Raw genomic sequence first — 20,688 nt, 5'->3', positions numbered from 1 at the left:
GATCCCTCCTGCGTCGGGATGACAAAAAATCGAATCCAAATAATCTAACTACCTAGATTGAACACTTGTACTACTTCACATTCACGGGTGCACCGTCGCGGATTTCCTCACTGGCGGTCGCCACGAGTTGATCGCCTTCGGTCAGGTCGCCGAATACTTCGATTTTGTTGTCGGCATCGAGTCCTTTCTTAACCGGAACCCACTCCGCTTTTTTGTCTTTAATCCGAATCACAAAGACGCCCGTTGTGGAGTTGACCAGCGCGGCTTTGGGCACAATAAACGTGTTGTTCTGAGTTGGTAAGGGTAGCGTCACTTCGGCGACCATACCGGGCAGTAGCTTTTTGTCGCTGTTGATCACATCGACCTCTACCCGCTCCGACCGTAACCGCTTGTCCAACGCACCCGATAATCGTTTGATCTTGCCCGTAAAGGTGCGATTGGGAAACGTTTTGACCGTAAAGCTGACCTCACTTCCCTCATGCACATAACCCGTGTACGCTTCGGGCACGGCCACCACCAGACGAAGGCGTTTTTGCTCGGTCAGCACAAACAGCGGGAACTCCGACCCTTTGCCAGCGGGCCCAATGTAGGCCCCCGTACTGGCGTTACGCGCACTGATGATGCCATCGAACGGTGCCCGGATAGCCAGGTAGTTTTTGAGCGTCGCCACTTCCCGATAGGCCGATTTAGCCGCTTCCAGTTGAGCTAAGTCGGCATTCCGTTTGGCCAGTGCCTGATCGACATCGTTTTTCGAGACCGCTCCAGAGAATTTGCTGGCTTCCAACACCCGTTCGTAATTGGCCTTACTCGCAATCGACAGGGCTTCCTGGGCTTTTAGCTTCGAATCGGCGGAAGCCAGTTGCGCACTCAACTCGGGCGCTTCGGCCTGTGCCAGCAACTGTCCTTCCCGCACTTCGGAGCCTACATCCGCATTGAGCGTTTTGATAAACCCACTCACTTTAGCATAAATATCCACATCCCGGTACGCGATCAGTTCGCCGGGAATATTCAGTGACGAAGCCAGCTTGCCTTTGGTTAAGGCGAATACTTCGGTGGGTGCTGGTGCCGTAACCGAATCGCTTTCCTCTTCTTCTTTTTCGGCTTTACTTTCAGACGAATGGCATTGGGTAAACAAACTGGCCAGCAACAAGCCCCCAGCTAGGACAAACAAATTACGGACTGAGATTCGACGGTGCATGTCAATTAGTAGTTACGAAACGGAAAGCCGTTTCGATAGAATGGGCAAATGTATGTCTGATGGTTTATCGTTCACGATTTAATTCAGTACATCCACATTCGTGTAGTACTTACTGTCTTTATCTTCGGGGTCGAGCGATACCGATTCGGTGGATGTTTTCTCCTGTACCCAGGCAAAGGCCAGCGGCAGAATAAACAGGGCGGCAAAGGTCGAAGCAATCAGCCCGCCAATCACAGCCCGGCCCAGTGGAGCCGCCTGCGAACCACCCTCTCCTAAACCAGATGCCATCGGAATCATACCCACCACCATGGCCACGCTGGTCATCAGAATAGGCCGAATCCGAATGGAAGCGGCCTCCCGGGCCGACAATAGGGCGTTGCCATTTCGCAGCCGAAGCTCTTCGGCATTGGTCACCATCAGTACAGCGTTGGAAATGGATACCCCCACCGACATGATCATACCCATGTACGATTGCAGGTTAAGCGTTGAGCCGGTCAGCATCAGTAAAATCAGCGAACCGAGCAGTACGGCAGGCACCGTACACAGTACCACCAGCGACACTTTGAACGACTGGAAGTTGGCCGCCAGCATCAGGAAGATCACCACGATGGCCGTCAATAGCCCCGTTTGCAGACTGTCGAGCGTGTCGATCAGCACCTGGGTCAGGCCCTGCATTTTTATGGTTAACCCACGCGGTAATTCACCCAGTGAGTCGATCGCTTTCTGGACATCGCGGGCGGCTGTCCCTAAATCGATGTCGTTCAGATTGGCCGTGACCGACAGGACCGGAATCGCGCCAATGTTGTCGTTTTCACCGTACGAAGTGCCTTTTTGTAACGTAGCTACATCGCTCAGCACCGGCCGATTGGCATTGGGCAGCACGGGTACCTCGCCCAGGTCATTAACGCTCGTCATCCGGTTTTCGGGTACCTGAACCTGTACGGTATAAGTCTGGCTGGACTTTGGGTCGATCCAGACACTTTTTTCGGTATAGCGCGAAGACGAAGTAGCAGCAATCAACGAACGCGAAATAGCCGAAATATCGGTGCCTAACTGAGCTGCCCGTGTCCGGTCGATGTTGACGTTGATGGTTGGGTATTTGGTCGCCTGCCCAATCTGAACATCCCGGAGGTAGCGGATTTTGTTCAGCTTCGCAATGACCTTGTTGGCATACTCTTCGTTCTGTTTCTTGTTTTTGCCCGACAGTTTGACCTCAATGGGCGTGGGCGATCCCTGGCTCAGAATCTTATCCGTTAGCTCAATCGGTTCGAACGACAGCTTGACATCGGGCAATGCCTGCTTCATGCTCGCCCGGAACTTATCTTTCAGCTCGTCCAGATCGACATCGTAGTCTTCGTTCAGGCTCACCTGCAACACACCTTCCTGCGGCCCCGCCATAAACAGATAAATGGGGCTGGTCGAAAACTGCGCCCCGTGCATACCGACCATGGCGGAGGTGATCTCTATATTTTCGCTACCAACCATTTTCTTCAATACGTCGATGGTCTTCAGCATGGTGGCTTCGGTTTTTTCGAGACGGGTACCATCTGGATTCCGCAACCGCACCTGAAACTGATGCCCCGTTACTTTGGGCAATACATCCCGGCCGATGTTCGTGATGAGCAACGCCACAATCGCCATGGAACCCAGCACGTAGGTTGTCACGATCACTTTTCGATAGGGCAGAATCCGGCGGATGAATCGGGTAAATCGGCTGCGTACGCGCTCGAAGTAGCTAATTTTTCCATCGTTGTTTAAATCCTCCCGTTCGGCCAGTGCCTCTTTCGCCCGCAGCAGGGCTTCCTTTTCGTGGTGACCATTCCCATTGGTCGACACCACCGCATGTTTGAATTTAAGCAACTTCCGGCCTTTACGCTTCGGAGCCTTGCCATTGCTCACGTGCGTATGCTCTTTCATCATCCAGTTGGCGAGCACCGGCACCAGCGTTTGTGCCATCAGGTACGAGGTAATCATCGAAAACCCGATAGCCAATGCCAGCGGCAGGAACAGCGCCCCCGGTATGCCCGTCATGGTAAAGGCGGGGGCAAATACCGCCAGAATACAGAATAGAATCAGGAGTTTCGAGAACGCGATTTCCTTACAGGCATCCCAGATCGCCAGCGCTTTGGGCTTGCCCATGTCCATATGCTGGTGGATATTCTCGATGGTTACCGTACTCTCATCGACCAGAATCCCGATAGCCAGCGACAGACCGCTTAGGGTCATGATGTTGATCGTTTGCCCAAATAGCGACAGGAACAATACCCCCGAAATGATACAGGTCGGAATGGTGATAATAACGATTAATGCCCCCCGAACATCGCCCAGGAACAGGAGTACCATTAGCCCCGTCAGAATCGCGCCAATGGCTCCTTCCGTCATCAGACTCTCGACCGCGTTGATTACATACACCGACTGATCGAAGGTATAGGTGAGCTTCACATCTTCGGGCAGCAGCGCCTGGAAACGCGGCAGGGCGGCTTTCAGATTTTGAACCACTTCCCAGGTGGAGGCATCAGCCGATTTGGTAATGGGCAGATACACCGACCGTTTGCCATTCACCAGCACGTAGCCCTGTGTAATGTCGGCCCCGTCTTCGATGGTGGCTACGTCTTTCAGATACAGGTTTTGTACCGTGCCCGTGTAGAGCGGAATATTGCCAAAATCCTCAATGTTTCGGACGGTGGTGTTGGCCGGGGTAAAATAGTTGTAATCGCCAATCCGAACGTTTCCGGCGGGCGTAGCCGTATTATTAATGCGTAGGGCGGCTACCAACTGATCGGGGGTGAGGTTGTGCGCACGCAGCAGTTCGGGATCAGCTTTAATGACAATAGAACGGGCATTACCACCAAAAGGCGCGGGCGATACCAGCCCCGGTACCGACGTAAACCCTGACCGGATATATACGTTGGCTAAATCCTGAAGTTCGTTGTTGGTTCGTTTGGGACTGCTTAACACCAACTGCCCCACGGGTAGTGTGGACGCATCGAATCGAAGAATAAATGGCGGCTGTGACCCCGGCGGAAAACTCGACTGGGCCCGGTTCGAATAGGCCGACACTTCCGCAGCCGCCTGCGCCATATTGGTACCTTCATAGAACGACAGTTTCAGCAGCGTAATCCCCTGAATGTTTTTGGTTTCGATACTTTTCACCCCCGATACATAGAGGAGCAGGTTGACGTATTGCTTCCCGAAAAACGATTCCATCTGGTCGGGTGTGTAACCGCCAAAGGGCTGCGAAATGTAAATAACGGGGAGATTCAGGTTGGGAAAAATGTCAATCTTGATCGTACGTACGGCCCCAATACCAAAGTAGAACAGACTGGCAACAATCACCAGAATGGAGATCGGTTTCCGTAACGCAGCGCGAATTAAATCCATAGTCTATTAAAATATCCTTAAATACAGACCTTCGCCAGTCTCGTCTACCGTTTTCGATTTTTCAACGGACCGATTTCTGCCTGATTTGACTAAAAGTCAATTTTTTCCACGATCTATCCCATACCGGGAATAGCCCTCTTAAAGGTAATGAAATTAGTACTGAAATTCAGTCATTCTTCACCGCTCTGATTTCAGGCATTTTCAAAACAAAACCCGTCACAACCAGCTGGCTTACAGGCATTCTATAAGTAAAAACACTTACTAAATCATTCATCGTTCTACCCTAGTGAAGTTTATAAAAATCAGTTCCTCATTCCCTAAACTTTAGCTATTCCATTTCACGTCAAGTCAAGATTTTCCAGGCTGAAAATTACCTATTGGATACGGCTTTGCCCTATCAAACAAATTTCTCTCTACGGTTGATTTTTATTGCATTCCTCAGCCGCTCCCTCCCCTTCTGTTCAGGACGTTTTCAGGATGTCGATCATCGATCATGACATCGGCTTGCCTTCGCTAATCCCATAATTTATATTTCACTTATTCAATTTATAAACAAATAATATTTTTATATTTGAACTAAACACATAATTAAATTTTTCAAGAAATGTGTTTTTTTAGGATTTCTTCAAGATTCATTTTCCAGCATCGATCCTTCCTGCCAGCCCGCTCTGGCCTGCACCTCATTTTGTAACTGCACGAACCGTTTTTTACCAACAACTAACGCACTCACTGTAATGACTTTTCCGAATGAGAACTTTTTACTAAACCGCGTTTCAACAGGTGATGAAAAAGCATTCCGTAAACTGTACGATTTTTATCGGCCCGACCTGTATCGGTTCGTATTCAAATTCATCAAATCCAACGAATTATCGAACGACATCTGCCAGGAGGTATTCATGAAAATATGGGAAGACCGCTGGACCATGCAGGAAGTCAGTTCATTCAAATCGTATTTATTCACCGTTACCAAAAATCACACCTTCAACATGCTGAAACGGGCGGCTGTTGAAGACCGGATCAAAGGGGAAGTTTTACGGAATTATACGGTCTCGAAAAACGATACGGAAGAGAGTTTTCAGGCCAAAGAATACCAGCAGTTTTTGCAGCGGGTGCTGGACACCCTACCTCCGCAAAGCCGGGAAGTGTTTAAACTCTGTCGGCAGCAGGAAAAGAGTTACGACGAAGCCGCCCAGATTTTAGGCATTTCGAGCAGTGCCATCAAAAAGCATATGGTGCGGTCGATGAAAGTGCTCAAGTTTGCCGTCGAAAAAGATATGGGCATTGCCTTCAGTGTGTTTATGGAACTCCTGGCACAATCGGGCGACTGGCTGCCCGTGCTTGAGGCTTAACTCCGCTCTCATTCCAGCGAAACAGGCCGAATCACCCTGCGGTACAAGGGGTTACTTGCCCACTTGCCTTCCTGCCAATAGCCTGTTCGCGGCTAAGTCGGGTATATCAGGAAACAATTCCTACATCCTTACTTAGCTGCGTCTCTGCATGGGAAACAAATCTATTTCTTTGTCTATGCTCGTAGTGGGCCTGTCGCTCGGAACGGCCTGGGCCATTCGCGGTCAGTTTGGGCATGAATACGGTGCCGCCTGGGCGGGTGGTATTGGCTCTCTAAGTGTTTTGCTGGTGGCAAAACGCACCGATTGGTATGCCCGGGTTTTTGCTGTCACACTGGCGGGCGCTATTGGCTGGGGGCTCGGTGGGCTGGCGAGCTATGGCATTGTGGTAGGCTACGGCCGCGATACCGAATTTGTCAATGTGTTCTACGGGCTAATCATGCTGTTTGTGATTGGTGGCCTGTATGGGTACGTGGGTGGGGGTCTGTTTGGCCTGGCCCTGACCGACTCGGCCACCAAACCTGTAAAGTGGCATAAGCTGATTGTCGAAATGGTAGTTGGCGGGATATTGTTCTACTTTTTCCTGATCGAAGAATTCGACTGGCGAATGACGCCCCCCCGTTCCGAAATGTGGGCGGTTTGCTTCGGAGCCGCTGTAGCCCTTACCTGGTATCTGGTGCGTCACCGACAGTACTCGGCGTTACGCGTGGCCATATTCACCGGTCTGGGTGGAGGCTTTGGTTTCGCATTCGGCAATTTTCTCCAGGTCCTCGGCAATCTGACCGAAATCAAATTCAATTTCTGGAACGTCATGGAATATTCACTGGGCTTTTTCGGTGGCCTGGGTATGGCCTACGGCACCCTGACATCCGAATGGGAATCGGTCGAAACGACTCAGCCTAAAACTCAGGTATGGTTTCCTCTACTGATGGTGATGCTGGTGATTCCGTACATCGTATGGCAGCAATCGTTTGAAACAGAACGGCTTCAGGACATTTTCAGTAAGATCGGCGTAGCAACTGACAGTCCCATCACTGGCTCGGTTCAATTGGTTTCCATTGGCATGGTACTCGCCATGACAGGCTGGTGCTGGGTGCGTTTTTACCAGACTAAAGCCAATCCCGTCTCCTATTCTCAAAACGAGGTGGTTGGCCTCTTTCTCGGTTTATGGGGGCTGTATATTCTGTTTAGCCTGTTTATTACGGGCGCATTTATGAGCGGCTATCGCATTGAACAATACCTGTACATCGTCAATTGGCTAGTAGTCGCTCTGCTTATCGGCAAAACCCATCCCGTTTTCAGTCCCAGACTTTTAGCGCCGAAAAAATGGGCGATCAATTTTGGGGGCTTACTCGTGTTTTTAGCGCTGCTTACGTTTATTCTCATCCATTCTCACGGAGAATTAAAGGGTTCGCACAAACGCTTCGGTGCCCCTCCCCCTGTCGAAAATCCGCAGTAAGTAGCCTTTATTCAAAGGCTTATTCGTAAGCGTATTTTGTCCTAGCGACGAAGGAGCAATCTTCGGGGAATACATAAACGACTTCTTCGAAAATTGCTCCTTCGTCGCTAGGACAGAATTGCCGTACAGCTCGACGATATTACTTCCCTGATTTCGGAAAATAGCTCGCTTCGATCAACTCTTTTACGTCTTTGAATTTCTTATTGGGCTTGAGGTACTGAGCCAGAAAATCATAGATCTTCATCCGGCTTTCCTTTGCTCCGTACGAATCGATCCGGTTGAAGGTATGTCCGCCGGGAGCGTCTTTATAAATTTCGTATTCGAACTTCTTCCCCTCAGCCTTTAGTGACTTGATCAAATGCTCGACCTCCAGCACGTTTACATCCTCGTCGTTGGTGTTGGTATGAATCAGAAGTGGAGTCTGTAGTTTGTGCGCCTGCCAGGCCGGAGAGCGTTTCCGGTATTCTTCTACATTCTGATCGGCGGTTTTGCCCAGGTGATAGTCAGCCGAATACGCATCCCGGTAGCTTTGACTTTTGTAGCCCATCCGGGCAATCAGATCGCTTACGGGTACGCCCGCATACCCTACGGCATAATCGGAAGGGTGATTGAACAGGTTGAGTAGGGTAATCATACCGCCATGACTCCAGCCCAACATACCGACTCGTTTTTTATCGATGAAATCGTAGTTTTCGAGCATGTAATCCCGGCAGGCTTTGGTGTCTTCCACTTCTAGTCCGCCGTAATCGATGAGCTGGTAAAAGCCCTGCCCATAGCCCGTACTCCCCCGATAATCAGGGGCAATGACAACATATTCCTGCGCGGTTAGCTCCTTGATAATGTGAGCGTAGGCTGTGTTAAAGTTGCTATGTACACCCCCATGTGGCAGCACCAGCAACGGGTATTTTTTCGACGGATCGATTTTGGTAGGAATGAACACATAAGCCGAAAACCGAACGGGGTTTTTTGCGCCCTGACCCGTTGGATTTTTAACGACAGCCGGAGGTGGTCCGGTAATGATGACCTTATCGACCAATACGGCATCGCCCAGCCGCTGCGACCAGGTCAGATCGTCGATGGTTTTGTCCAGCGCATCAAACTGGTGCTGCATGCTGGCTAACTGCCGTTGCAGCGCAGCGACCTGATTACTTTGATTACCTTCTGAGCTTTGGGCACTTGTCGGGCTGTATAGAAGTGTTCCCGCAAAAAGAGAAAGGATGAGTCCGGTAACTTTTTTCATTGGTTGTAAAAAAGAGGAAGATGTTAAAGGGTAATCAGACGGCATCTGAAAGGCTACTGAACGTAAAATCACGAATCCGTAAAGGCGGCACCATACTGCCTCGGGTACGCTCAGGAATCCCGAGGGCTTCGAGGTTGTTGAGCATGATGACCGGGCTTTCGTTGAAGCGGAAGTTTTTGATCGGGTGCTTGATCTGCCCATTGTCGATATAAAACGTTCCGTCGCGGGTAAGGCCCGTGTAGAGCAGGGTTTGCGGGTCCAGCCAGCGCGTATACCAGAACCGGGTGACCAGAATACCTTTCTCAGTGCCTTTAATCATGTCGGCCAGCGACTGCGTTCCACCCTGCATGACAAAGCCAGACGGTTCGGGCAAAGGTTTAACCCCTTTTTGCTTCGCCCAATAGGGGGAATACGACAGATTTTTGACCACCCCTTTATCGAACCAGACCACTTTTTCGTACGGATAGCCATCGCCCGAAAACGGCGAACTGGGCACCTGCGAATCGGTTGGATCGGAGTAAATGGTCACACGTTCGTCCAGTAGTTTTTCGCCCAGGCGTGTACCGCCCCCTTTCTTACTCAGAAAACTCCGGCCTTCGTCGGCAGTGCGTGCATCCATCGCCCGTACCATAAACTGAATCAGTTCGCCAGCCGCCAGCGGTTCCAGAATGACGGTATATTTACCGGGCTCCAGCGCAACCGCCTTTTGCGAAGCGCGGGCTTTCTGAATGGCGATGTCGGTCAATGCGCCCGTCTTAAGTTTACTGACGTCGTTGAAATCGCCCGCAGCATAGCCTGAACCCGTTCCGTCGGGCGTGCGGATGGTCAGCGAGAAATTGGCGTTGGTGCTTTTATGATAGCCAAACAGTCCTTTGCTATTGCCGATGGCGTTGAACGTAGCCGAATCTTCCAGAAACCCCGCCCCGCTCAACTGGCTATCCATAACCGATTTAATACTAGCCCCGGCCAGTTTTGCCCGGTCAGGCGCTTTCATGGTAGCCGTGGTTTCGACAAATGCCTGGGGAGTGGTATAGGTTTGTGGTCCCGGCATGGGCATATACTCCGGGTTTTCGGGCGCCAGCCGGGCCATCTCTTCCGCCCGACGAACCGCCTTTTCGAGCGAAGCGTCGTCAAACTCGTTGATATCCGACGTTCCGATCCGCTTGCCTATTACAGCCGTCACCGACACCGTTAGGTTGTTGGTCGCTCCAGCGGTAGAAACGGAATTACGCGCAAACCGGATATTCCCGGTTCGGCCGCCATTCAGCTCTACCTTCATTTCGTCGGCTTTGGAATAACCCAACACTTTATCAATGAGCCTTTTGGCTTCTTCCTGCGATAAAATAGCCATGTGTTTTTATGAGGTATTAGGAGCGAGTAGTGAGGAGCGAGAATGGCTGACGCATACTCTTTTTGGCTTGCGCCAGCATTCTCGCTCCTCACTACTCGCTCCTACTACTACTTTTTTAAATCTTCCGTCCGGTGTTGATTACGTTTACGCCATTGAAACGGGTAGTAGGGCAACCGTGCGAAACAGCGCTGGCCTGCCCCGGTTGTCCTTTCCCGTCGAAGAAGGTGCCAAACAAGCGGTAGTCGTCCTTGTCGCAGATGCGGGCGCAGGAATTCCAGAACTCCTGGGTGTTGGACTGATAGGCTACGTCGTCGAGCATACCCGCAATTTTGCCGTCTTTGATCTCGTAGAAAAGCTGCCCGCTGAACTGAAAATTATACCGCTGCTGATCAATGGACGACGATCCACGACCAAGAATATAAATACCCTTTTCGGTATCCTTAATCATATCGTGGATGCTGTATTTGCCTTCCGATGGCTGAAGTGATACGTTCGGCATGCGCTGAAACTGAACGCTATCCCAACTTTCGGCGAAGCTGCACCCCTGCGACTCCTTTTCACCCAACAGATGCACCTGATCGCGGGTAGCCTGGAAATTGACCAGGATACCATCTTTTACTAAATTCCACTTTTTGCAGGGCACCCCCTCATCGTCGTAGCCAACCAAACCCATGGTGTTGGGTTGAATCTTATCTGCCACCAGATTGACGATTTTGCTGCCGTACTGGAAGTTTTTCGACTGCAGTTTTTCCATCGTTGCAAAGCTGGTTCCGGCCAGATTGGCTTCGTAGCCCAGCACCCGGTCCAGTTCCAGCGGGTGACCAACCGACTCGTGAATGGTCAGGCCCAGATTCGAGGGGTCCAGAATCATGTCGTACTTACCAGCGGGAACCGATTTGGCGGAGAGTTTTTCCTTCGCCTGCAAAGCCGCTGCCGTAGCATCCTCGATCATGTTGTAGGCATACCGATACACCGTTGGCCCATTGGGTATCACGATCTTTTCGGCCGGGTTATCCGACAGATACTCATAGCCCATTCCAATGGGTGCGCTGAGGGCATCCCGCGATTTGAACCGCCCCGTTTGCCGATTTACGGCCGACACCGTAAAGGTTGGCCACATCCGATGCACATCCTGATCGATATACGAGCCATCGGTTGAGGCAAAGTATTTCTGCTCGTTGACAAAGAAGAGGTTTGAGGTGACGAACGAAGCCCCATTTTTCAGCGCGGCCCCGTTCACGTCCATCAGCAGATCGATCTTTTCCTTGACCGGAATTTCGAAGGCATTTTTCTTAATGGGTGTTTTCCAGACCTTTTCTCCTACCCCTTTCTGCGGAGCCAGTACGACGGGCTCCCGCTGGATTTCGGCATTTGCCTTCGCCATATCCACCGCCATGGCAGCACACTCGGCAATGCTTTCGGGCGACATGGTGTTGGTCGATGCAAATCCCCAGGTTCCGTTGGCAATAACCCGTATTCCAATACCATACGATTCGGAATTGACGATGTTCTGCACTTTATTTTCCCGCGTAAACAGGTACTGACGCAGGTAACGGCCAATGCGTACATCGGCATAGGTAGCCCCTTTGCTTTTGGCCGCGTTGAGCGCCACATCGGCCAGTCGTTTTTTGACGGCAACATCCAGCCCCGGATTCAGTAACTCCTCCGCCGAAATCCGATTCCCGGCTATCAGCCCGGCAGGCAGCATGGTTGCTCCAAGCCCTACGCCAGACAGTTTGACAAAATCACGTCGTTTCATACGATTACTTATCGCCTGGATGATAGATTTTTTCGGCGTGTTTGTACACGTCGTCTTTATAGAAATAGATCTCTTTGTACGTGCCGTCGATGTAGCCTTTCACCTGATCAAGGTAGTGGGGCGATGCGGGGTCCGAACTGGCGCCCCCCGTCAGGATGGTTTTAGCCCGGAGTTTATCCCCAAACTCTACCGCAGCCACGAACGTGTTGCCTGTAATACCGTATCGTTTGTGGGTTTTGGCCGTTTTGCGGCTTACATAGGCATTCAGCGAGCCCATGAAACCCGGCGTAGCCGGAACGCCCCAGCTAAGTTTGTCATCGCTGGGCTCCGAATCCGCTATCCGCTGAAACCGATTATCCATACCCCAGGGCACCTGCCAGGTTCCAAACTCTTTCTCTAGATCAGCCACTACCTGCGCTAAAGCCGTCACCTGCTCTTTCGGTGATAAAAACTCGGTCGTAACAGCGGCCCCATTGGTTAGTGAATACTGTTCTTCGGTGGTGGCAGGCTTTGCCAGTCGCGCCATATCGAGCTGGATAATTTTTTCCAGCCAATGCACCGTAAGCGTTGTAGCTACCGAGTTGGTATCGGTCCGAAAATTCCAGGCTTTCAGCGTTTCGATGGGTTGCGCCAGTTTGGCCTTGAGCGAATCACCAACCGTAGCATAAGCCGCAATCAGACCGGGTACAAAACGTTCGCCACTAGGCAGGTAGGTATCATACGAGGCTTTGATCACGTCGTCCATCGTTGCATTTTTGAGGGGTGTCAACACCTTTACGGCATGAACAGCGCGGGGGGTATGACCATCTGGCAACATGTAGGAGGGCAGCTTGTTTAGCATGTCTGTATTCAGCTCACCAGCACCGTACAAAGGCGTTGAATTACAATTCTGTAGCCAGCCATTGGTCGGGTTGATGTAGTGCGGAAGCTCCGAGAGTTCATGTGTACCCTGCCATTCGGTCGCCGACGTGGTTCCATCGACCGGGCGACGCCAGTCGAGCAAGGGGTTTTTCCTGGGTACGAAATTACCGTGCCAGTACGCAATGTTCCCCGCTTTGTCAGCATAGACGATGTTGCTGCCGACCATAGCACGGGCATTGATGGCGCTGGTAAACTCCTTCATATTCCGGGCCTTCATTTTCAGCCAGTGCATGCCCAGCAGTTCGATGTTTGGCTCGTAGGTTTTGAGCGCAATCCAGCGGGTTGCGGTCGCATACACCACTGGGCCATGGTGCGTGCGGTAGGTCACAAATCGTTTGGTCGCCCAGCTATCCCCTTTCTTGTAGCGCAGTTCAGTCGTTGTGCTATCGACGGGTTTCCAGGCTCCATCGTAGCGATACATCCATTTCCCTTTTTTCCACTCCACATCCTCGGCGTACAAATCTTTGGCATCGGACAGCGAAACGGGGTGCATCCAGCCCAGAAACTCGTTGAAGCCCTGGAAGATGTTGAATTGCCCCAGAAACGGTGCCCCGTATGAATTCAGGCCCTCTTCACTGACCAGATGAATTTCGATACGACCGTAGTATTCCGCGTGGGGATTGATAAAGAGCATGGCCTTTTTGCTCTGGGTACGCGACGGAGCCAGGGCGAACCCATTGGAGCCGTCGTTTTTGGGTGGTTCGGCCGTAAAGCTTCGGCCACCCGTTGCGGGTTGTGTCGCTTCTTTCAGGTAAAACGCTTTGAAATCAGCTTCAGAAACGTTGCTGCCACCCATGGCCGGAACGTTATTCATCAGGATCATCCACGGCTCCACCCGAGTGAGCAGCTTGGGTTTTACGGCTGGATGGGTAATCAGATAATAATTTATGCCACCTGCATAGGCGTCGCACAGTTTTTTGAGCCAGTCGGGGGTTTTCTGATACAACTGAACCGCCTGAACCGAGTCGATAAACATCCGGGTCCAGAGGTCTCGGTAGATAGCCGATTCCCCTTCCAGTTCCGCCGAACGGCCCAACCGCCCAATCAGTGACGTTTCAACCTTATCGAAGAACTCTTCGCACTGGATGTACATTTCACCGAATACGGCATCGGCATCGGTTTTGGCGTACACGTGCGGAACACCGTAGGTATCTTTTACGATCTCAATTCCCTTCGCCTGTTTTTGCAGGGCTTTAGCTTCCTGAGCCGCAAAAGTGGTCTGGGCGGTAGCCGAATGGAAGCCCAGACCAGCGATGAGAAACAGCCAATAAATGGGTCGATGCATTTCTGTTCGATCTAATAAGTTCTTATAAACGAGCCTACTTGAAAATAGTGACCGACTCAAACAGGCTCGGTGCTGAACGTGGACTATTGGGGTTCGAGTTTAGCTCATTCTGCGAATAAATGAACCGACCGGGCAACTGGCTGCCGTTGTTGGGCTTCAGTTTAACGCCCAAGCCTTCGGCACGCGTCCGACGTTCATCATTCCAGCCCAGGTGCTGGCCGTAGAAAGTTACGTATCGCTCTTCCAGAATTTCGCGCAGCAATGCCTTATCAGCAGCGATACCGTCTTTATTTTCGATGCCCCCCGAGGCAAAATCGGCTGCAACATAGGGATCATATTTGTAGGTACCGGCCACTTTATACGTTGCATGCAGATAGCCACCACTGTTCAGAAAGCTCCGGTAGGTATTCAGATGCGCCAATGCCGCGTCGAACCCTTTGCCGGAACGCAAGGCCATTTCAGCCAGCGTCAGAATATTCTCCTGATAGGTTACGAGCGGGAAACTGGCATCACGGGCAAAAAAGCCCCGATTCGTTGTGGTGGTCAGCGTGTTAGGCTCGATCACACCGGGTGCGTTCACGCCATTTTCCAGATAGTAGAACTTGAACCGGGCCGTTTCGTTGGTTTTGGCATTGCCTCGATATGTCGCCGTTTTGGCCGGGTTAAGCAGTTCAGCATTGTAAGCGCCTTCGGCTGTAATACTGCCCGCCCGAATGTTGGTCAGGAAGCTGTAATTCTGGTTTTCGTTGGCGCTGGCTGTTGTTCCGTGTGGCGAATACATCGAGTTGGCATAGGTGCTTACCCCCAACTGAGCCGCTGTGTAGGCTTCGTTATACTGCTTCAGATCGATGTACAACCGGGCTTTTAGCGTATTGGCAACCTGTTTCCATTTAGTCAGGTCACCTGCAAAAAACAGATCTTTAGTACCGACCGTACCGATACCCGATTCCAGGTCCGTGATGGCGTCGTTCAACTGAGCGATCAGCTTGGGAATGAGTTCAGCCTGAGTTTCAAAGCGAGGGTTCGGGAATTTGGTCGTATTGGCGGTTTCGGTAAACGGAACATCTCCCCATAGTTCGGTAGCCGTACCGATGTTGTGCGCCTGAATGATTTTGGTGATACCCGCCATGACCCGGTTGCCCAACTGATTCGCCTTGTCCAGTGCCCGCACCGCATTTTTATTTGTTCCGGTATAGAACAGGTTCCAGTCGTCGTCGAAATTGGCGGCTGTAATCTGATACTGCCCCCAGGTACCAAACTGCTGAAACGCGCCAAATCCATAGCCCGTCCAGACAATCGTGAGTCGGCTGGCCATACCTTCCTGCGAAGCAATATGGGCAACCTGGGTGCCTGTAAAAATGTATTCGGCCGACGCATCGGTCGGGTTGTTGGGGTCCTGGTTCATATCCGATACCAGCGACTCGCAGGAAGAGGAAGCCAGCCCAATCAATACGGCAAAAATGGCTTTATATCGTAGTTTCATGAGTTTCCTTTTGCAATGTCGATGGTAAGACGAATGAGAACCGCCTTACCATCGACATTTGGTTAGTAGTTGATTTTCAGGCTAAACACCAGCGATTTGGTACTGGGATTGTTGAAATAATCGACCCCACGGGCATTGCCAACCCCCGATACGTTGGTTTCGGGATCGATACCCACCACGTTTGTCCAGAGCACCGGATTGCGGGCCGTAACGGCGAAACTGACCGATTCGAGTTTGGTTTTCTTGCGGAAACCGGCCGAGTTGAGCTGATAGCCCAGCGTGATTTCCCGAATCCGGGTCCAGCTTCCATCCCGTACAAACTGCTCGGTCAACTGGCCGGAGTGCCCACCGATGGAGGTGTAGAACGACTGGTCCAGCAATACCGGGCCTCCGCCATAATCTTTTACGTTGCCGCGCAGGGTTGTCCCCGCTTTGAACAGCGTACCGGCGTAGTTGTACATGTCTTTTGACAGCGTCACTTCATTGCCCACATCGGCATAGGTGCCGAAATTGACCAGTACACCACGAGTTCCTTCGTAGAAATCGCCCCCCTGGAAGGTTTCGAACAACACATTCAACGACAGTTTTTTGTAGGAAAGATTCGTCCCAAATCCACCACGCCAGTCGGGGTTAGGGTCGCCTACGATACCCAGCGTCGTGCCCAATTTCGGGAAACCATTGGCCGTCAAATTCATGGAGCCATCTTCGTTACGCTGATACACCCCCCCGTAGAAGGACGACAGAGCATCGCCCACGTGCGCCACCGTGCTCAGAGCACCGCCCGTAAAGGTGATGATTTCGGTGCCGCCCAGGCTGGTAACCCGGTTTTTGTTACGGCTCCAGTTCGCAAATACATTCCACTGGAAATCGTTCTTCTGGAGTACGTTCAGGTTGAAATCGACCTCCATCCCTTTGTTTTCCATGCTCCCGGCGTTGGTGTATTTCTGGCTGAAGCCCGTTGAACCTGCCGATGATACTTGCAGGAGCAAATCGCGGATCTGGTTCTGGTAATACGTATAGCCGATGGTCAGTTTGTTTTTGAAGAGCCGCAGATCGCCCCCAATTTCCCATTCCGTTTTGCGTTCTGGCAAAAGGTTGGGGTCGCCCTGTGTGGCACTCTCTACGTAAGCGCCACCGTAGCCCGAACTGGTCAGGGCAGTACCCCAATCGGTAAACGAGGCTGCGATGTATGGGGTGGTGTTTCGATACGGTTCGGGCTGGATACCGACAATTCCATACGAGGCCCGCAGCTTACCGAACGACAGGGGCGTACCCCGGAAAACGGGCAATTGGCTAAACTGCCAGGCCACATCGGCCGATGGATAGTAGAACGTCGATTTGGAAGCACTGCCAAACGTTGAGCCCGATTCGCTGGCCAGCGATCCATTTACAAAAAGCTGGTTAAAGAATCCCAGATTCAGCGTGGAATATAAACGCGCTGTCCGGCGGTGCGTTTCGGTATTGAACGGGGAGTTGTTGGCCGCAATCGAGTTGGCGAAATTAGCCGGGGCTTCTTCCAGAATGAAGTTGTTCATGGTACCGCCCAGCAGATTGGACGTCCGGTCGTTGATGTTGAAGCCCACAATCAGCGTACTGGTTATGTTCTCGCCAAAATCCTTACTGGCCCGACCGATCACATCCAGGTTCAGTTCTTTTTCGGAGATAATCCGCTGGTCGTACGTGCCTGCTCCGGAGTTTTCGACCGAGTTTACCGGGTTATTGGTTACCCGGCGGTCGTTGAACATATCGATGCCTCCCCGCGCCGTAATGCTGAACCAATCCTTGGGCGTAATCACCATTTCGGAGTTCATAATCAGGCGGTCCACTTCCGAGAAATTGGTCAGCTCGTTGATGGTCCAGAGTGGATCGTTATAACTTGGATTGGCCGAAGCGCCCAGATAATTCCGGTAGGCGCGTTGCCGATTTCGAATACCAGCCGCCGTTGGCGAGGCATAGTACGTCCCTTTCCAGTAGCGGCTGTCGAAATCGGGGGCCGAACGCAACATACCCAGATAAAGTGCACTGGTGTTGTCGCCCTTCTGAATCCGATTGGAGGTGGTTCGGATGTAGTTGGCATTGGCCGACGCCCGAACAATGTCGTTGAACTGACGCAGGGCATTGAATCGCACAGAACTCCGTTTGTAATCGCTTTGCCCAGCAAAAATCCCCTTCTGCGCCAGATTGCCCAGACTCAGGTAGAAATTCCCCTTGTCGTTGCCACCGCTTAAGCTTATGTTGTTGTCCAGATAGGTACCCGTCCGAAACACCGCATCCCGCCGGGCTTCATTAAAGGTTTCTTTAGAGTTTTTCGTGACGATAGGGTAAAACGTTTTGCCCTGATACGACTCAAACCGGGCACCGTTCATATTCACCACATCGTCTCCGCCAGCCCGGTTAGCAATTTTGTCGCCCCATGAATACTGCGTGGTTGGATTGAAAACGCCCCCCGTTCCCTGCCCATAGGCTTCCTGCAACGGATGCAGTACGTTCACTTTATCGAAAGAAACCGTCGAGCTGAAGCTGACATTCAGCTTGTTGTCGGTAGCGCCCCGCTTGGTGGTAATGACAATAACCCCGTTGGCCGCCCGCGACCCCCACAGACCAGCCGCCGAAGCCCCTTTCAGGATTTGCATACTGGCAATGTCTTCCGGGTTGATGTCGTTCAGGCGCGACTGCTGCGCTACGCCCCCCCGCGAATCGCCTGTAGTGTTATTGCTCATCGGTACGCCATCAATGATGATCAACGGCTGATTGGAGCCCGTAATGGTATTCTGACCCCGAATCTGGATATACGAACCCGCACCCGGATCGCCGGTTGAGCGCGAAATCAGAACCCCAGCCGCTTTACCCGCCAATCCATTAATGACGCCCGTTTCGCCCGAGCGTTTAATATCTTCGGGTTTAACGGCCGACAGGGTAGAGCCTAGCCGATCTTTTTCTTCCTTAAATCCCAGTGCCGTAACGACCACTTCATTCAGGATTTTGGAATCAGGTGCCAGAGCTACGTTGATCGTTGTCTGACTCCCTACCTTAACCTCTTGGGGTACATAGCCCAGAAACGAAAAAATGAGTACGCTCTCCTGCGAAGGTACACTAAGGGAGTAATTGCCATCGGCATCGGTTGTCGTACCTGTGGTTGACCCTTTAATAGCGATGTTGACCCCCGGCAGGGCAATCCGATCTTCCTGAGCCGTCACTTTTCCTTTGATCAGAATAGCTACCTGTTCGGAGGGGTTAGCCCGATGAACTGTCTTTAGGGACTCAATCCGTTTTGCCTGCCTGAGCTGGTGATCGGCATTATCTCCTTTTTCCGCTGGTCGGGTATGGGCACCCGCTGTGGTGATCAGCGAAGCGGAGACTATCAAACACCCGAAGGTCCGTATCCTCTGTAGTGATAATCTCATTGCTCTCTTTCTGGTTTATTGGTTGTATGAATTGACAAAAGCCGGATTCTCCACGCCCCTGATGTAGGCACGGAATAAGGTAAATAGCCGATTGACGCCTTAAAAACTACCAGAATATCAGGGCAATAGACGCGGCTATTTTCAACCACTGCCCCCAGCCTCGAAACCCGGTACCCAACGTAGATTCAGCCGCCGTTTTCTGGATGAGGTCGCTCTCTCTATCCATGTAGGTCTTGATTAGTTCATCGAACTGCCCCTCCCTGAGCAACTCCATAAATACCTCCAGCTCGTCGTCGGTTGCCTGATTGGCGAGGTATCGTTCCAGTAAAGTTGCCATCATTGGTTGCGCATCCATAGGGTTCTCGTTAAGTACGCATAAGACAATCGAGCCCCCGGACGCGGGTACCCCTCACATTAAAAATTTTTAATCTCTGAGCATAAAAAAATGCCGCACTCTCAGGAGTGCGGCATTTTTGATATTGAACCTGTTTAAACTTTTGTTTCAATTGCTTTTGTCATCCCGACGCAGGAGGGATCTTCGGCATGAGCAGGGAAATTGGCTATTTACCGAAGATCCCTCCTGCGTCGGGATGACAAAAAGCACGCATTACGACTCGATTAGGAAAAGTTTAAACAGCCTCATTGTATAGTTTTAATCGACTACTACGCCAGTCGGTTAATGCAGTTCAGATCTTCGAATGCTACTTTCAGGCGCTGTACCATGCTTTCTTCGCCTTTACGCAGCCACACGCGGGGATCGTAGTACTTTTTGTTTGGCGAATCGGGACCTTCGGGGTTGCCCAACTGCGATTGCAGGTAGCCTTCTTTCGCTTTGTAATAGTTCAGTACCCCTTCCCACATCGACCACTGCATATCGGTATCGATGTTCATTTTCACGGCACCGTAGCGGATGGCTTCGCGGATTTCTTCGCGGCTGGAACCCGAACCACCGTGGAATACGAAGTTCACTGGCAGCGGACCCGTGTTGTATTTCTCCTGAATGTATTGTTGTGAATTGTGCAGGATAATCGGCGACAGCTTCACATTACCGGGTTTGTACACCCCGTGTACGTTACCAAACGCAGCCGCAATGGTGAAGTTTGGCGATATTTTGCTCAGTTCTTCATAGGCATACGCCACTTCCGAAGGCTGGGTATAGAGTTTGGAATCGTCGACATCAGAGTTATCAACGCCATCTTCTTCACCACCCGTTACACCGAGTTCGATCTCCAGCGTCATGCCGATTTTGGCCATCCGCTCGAAGTATTTGGCGCAGATTTCGATATTTTCTTCAATCGGCTCTTCCGACAGGTCAAGCATGTGCGAGGAGTACAGGGGCTTGCCGGTCTGGTCAAAGTGTTTTTCACCAGCCGCCAGCAGCCCGTCGATCCAGGGAAGCAATTTTTTAGCGCAGTGGTCGGTGTGCAGAATGACCGGAACACCATACAGTTCGGCTACATGGTGAATGTGCAGTGCTCCTGAAATGGAACCTGCAATGGCTGCCTGTTGCTTATCGTTAGACAGGCTTTTGCCACCATAAAAAATGCCACCACCGTTCGAAAACTGGACGATAACCGGCGAGTTAACAGCTTTGGCTGTTTCCAGAACAGCATTCACAGAGTTAGTACCAACAACGTTGACGGCCGGAAGGGCGTAATCGTTTTCATTGGCATGACGAAAAATTTCAGTGACACCTTCGCCGGTCACAACACCGGGGGCAAAACGGGCGGCTACTTCGCTCATAATTAGGTCTAAATTTGGATTCGTTCAAGAAATAGTTTACCGAAAGTGCGACCGGTTAACCTATTTGGTTTTCAAGGGTAAAGTTGGGGATATTAGACGAATTTTGCTACAATTCATT

General features: G+C 51.4%; 12 protein-coding genes. 2 read left to right on the top strand and 10 right to left on the bottom strand.

From position 1 onward, the window contains the following. Positions 1–70: 70 nt before the first annotated feature. On the bottom strand, positions 71–1,198 hold the full coding sequence (locus B153_RS0101820) for an efflux RND transporter periplasmic adaptor subunit (RefSeq protein ID WP_020594949.1): 1,128 nt from the start codon (positions 1,196–1,198) through the stop codon (positions 71–73). 78 nt (positions 1,199–1,276) lie between these two features. Next, complete coding sequence (locus B153_RS0101815; RefSeq protein WP_020594948.1) at positions 1,277–4,579, bottom strand: efflux RND transporter permease subunit; 3,303 nt, start codon at positions 4,577–4,579, stop codon at positions 1,277–1,279. 734 nt (positions 4,580–5,313) lie between these two features. On the opposite strand from B153_RS0101815, the gene B153_RS0101810 reads away from it, so the two are divergent. Together B153_RS0101810 and B153_RS0101805 are read left to right on the top strand one after the other, a co-directional pair. Continuing rightward, complete coding sequence (locus tag B153_RS0101810; protein WP_020594947.1) at positions 5,314–5,928, top strand: RNA polymerase sigma factor; 615 nt, start codon at positions 5,314–5,316, stop codon at positions 5,926–5,928. A 175-nt stretch (positions 5,929–6,103) separates the two neighbouring features. Continuing rightward, a complete protein-coding gene (locus B153_RS0101805) occupies positions 6,104–7,384 on the top strand; it encodes a hypothetical protein (protein ID WP_020594946.1) in 1,281 nt (426 codons plus the stop codon). Positions 7,385–7,523: 139 nt separating this feature from the next. On the opposite strand, the gene B153_RS0101800 is transcribed toward B153_RS0101805, so the two are convergent. From B153_RS0101800 to fbaA, 8 genes are all read right to left on the bottom strand, one after another. After that, a complete protein-coding gene (locus tag B153_RS0101800) occupies positions 7,524–8,624 on the bottom strand; it encodes an alpha/beta fold hydrolase (protein WP_020594945.1) in 1,101 nt (366 codons plus the stop codon). Between the two features lie 34 nt (positions 8,625–8,658). Further along, positions 8,659–9,975 carry a TldD/PmbA family protein gene (locus B153_RS0101795; protein WP_020594944.1) on the bottom strand — a complete coding sequence of 439 codons (1,317 nt, stop codon included), beginning with the start codon at positions 9,973–9,975 and terminating at the stop codon, positions 8,659–8,661. A 115-nt stretch (positions 9,976–10,090) separates the two neighbouring features. Then, complete coding sequence (locus B153_RS0101790) at positions 10,091–11,734, bottom strand: TldD/PmbA family protein (RefSeq protein ID WP_020594943.1); 1,644 nt, start codon at positions 11,732–11,734, stop codon at positions 10,091–10,093. Positions 11,735–11,738: 4 nt separating this feature from the next. Further along, the gene (locus tag B153_RS0101785) at positions 11,739–13,940 is read right to left on the bottom strand and encodes a penicillin acylase family protein (RefSeq protein WP_020594942.1); all 2,202 of its coding nucleotides are present in this window, start codon (positions 13,938–13,940) and stop codon (positions 11,739–11,741) included. Between the two features lie 34 nt (positions 13,941–13,974). Next, entirely contained in the window at positions 13,975–15,423 is a 1,449-nt protein-coding gene (locus B153_RS0101780; protein WP_020594941.1) for a SusD/RagB family nutrient-binding outer membrane lipoprotein, read from the bottom strand. Positions 15,424–15,485: 62 nt separating this feature from the next. After that, complete coding sequence (locus B153_RS0101775; RefSeq protein WP_020594940.1) at positions 15,486–18,788, bottom strand: SusC/RagA family TonB-linked outer membrane protein; 3,303 nt, start codon at positions 18,786–18,788, stop codon at positions 15,486–15,488. A 145-nt stretch (positions 18,789–18,933) separates the two neighbouring features. After that, a complete protein-coding gene (locus B153_RS0101770) occupies positions 18,934–19,182 on the bottom strand; it encodes a hypothetical protein (protein WP_020594939.1) in 249 nt (82 codons plus the stop codon). A 308-nt stretch (positions 19,183–19,490) separates the two neighbouring features. After that, positions 19,491–20,570 carry a class II fructose-bisphosphate aldolase gene (fbaA, locus tag B153_RS0101765; protein ID WP_020594938.1) on the bottom strand — a complete coding sequence of 360 codons (1,080 nt, stop codon included), beginning with the start codon at positions 20,568–20,570 and terminating at the stop codon, positions 19,491–19,493. Positions 20,571–20,688: the final 118 nt, after the last annotated feature.

Origin of the sequence: Spirosoma panaciterrae DSM 21099 (genome assembly GCF_000374025.1) — a bacterium.
Taxonomy (GTDB): domain Bacteria; phylum Bacteroidota; class Bacteroidia; order Cytophagales; family Spirosomataceae; genus Spirosoma; species Spirosoma panaciterrae.
This window is presented reverse-complemented; position numbering and strand designations above follow the sequence as displayed.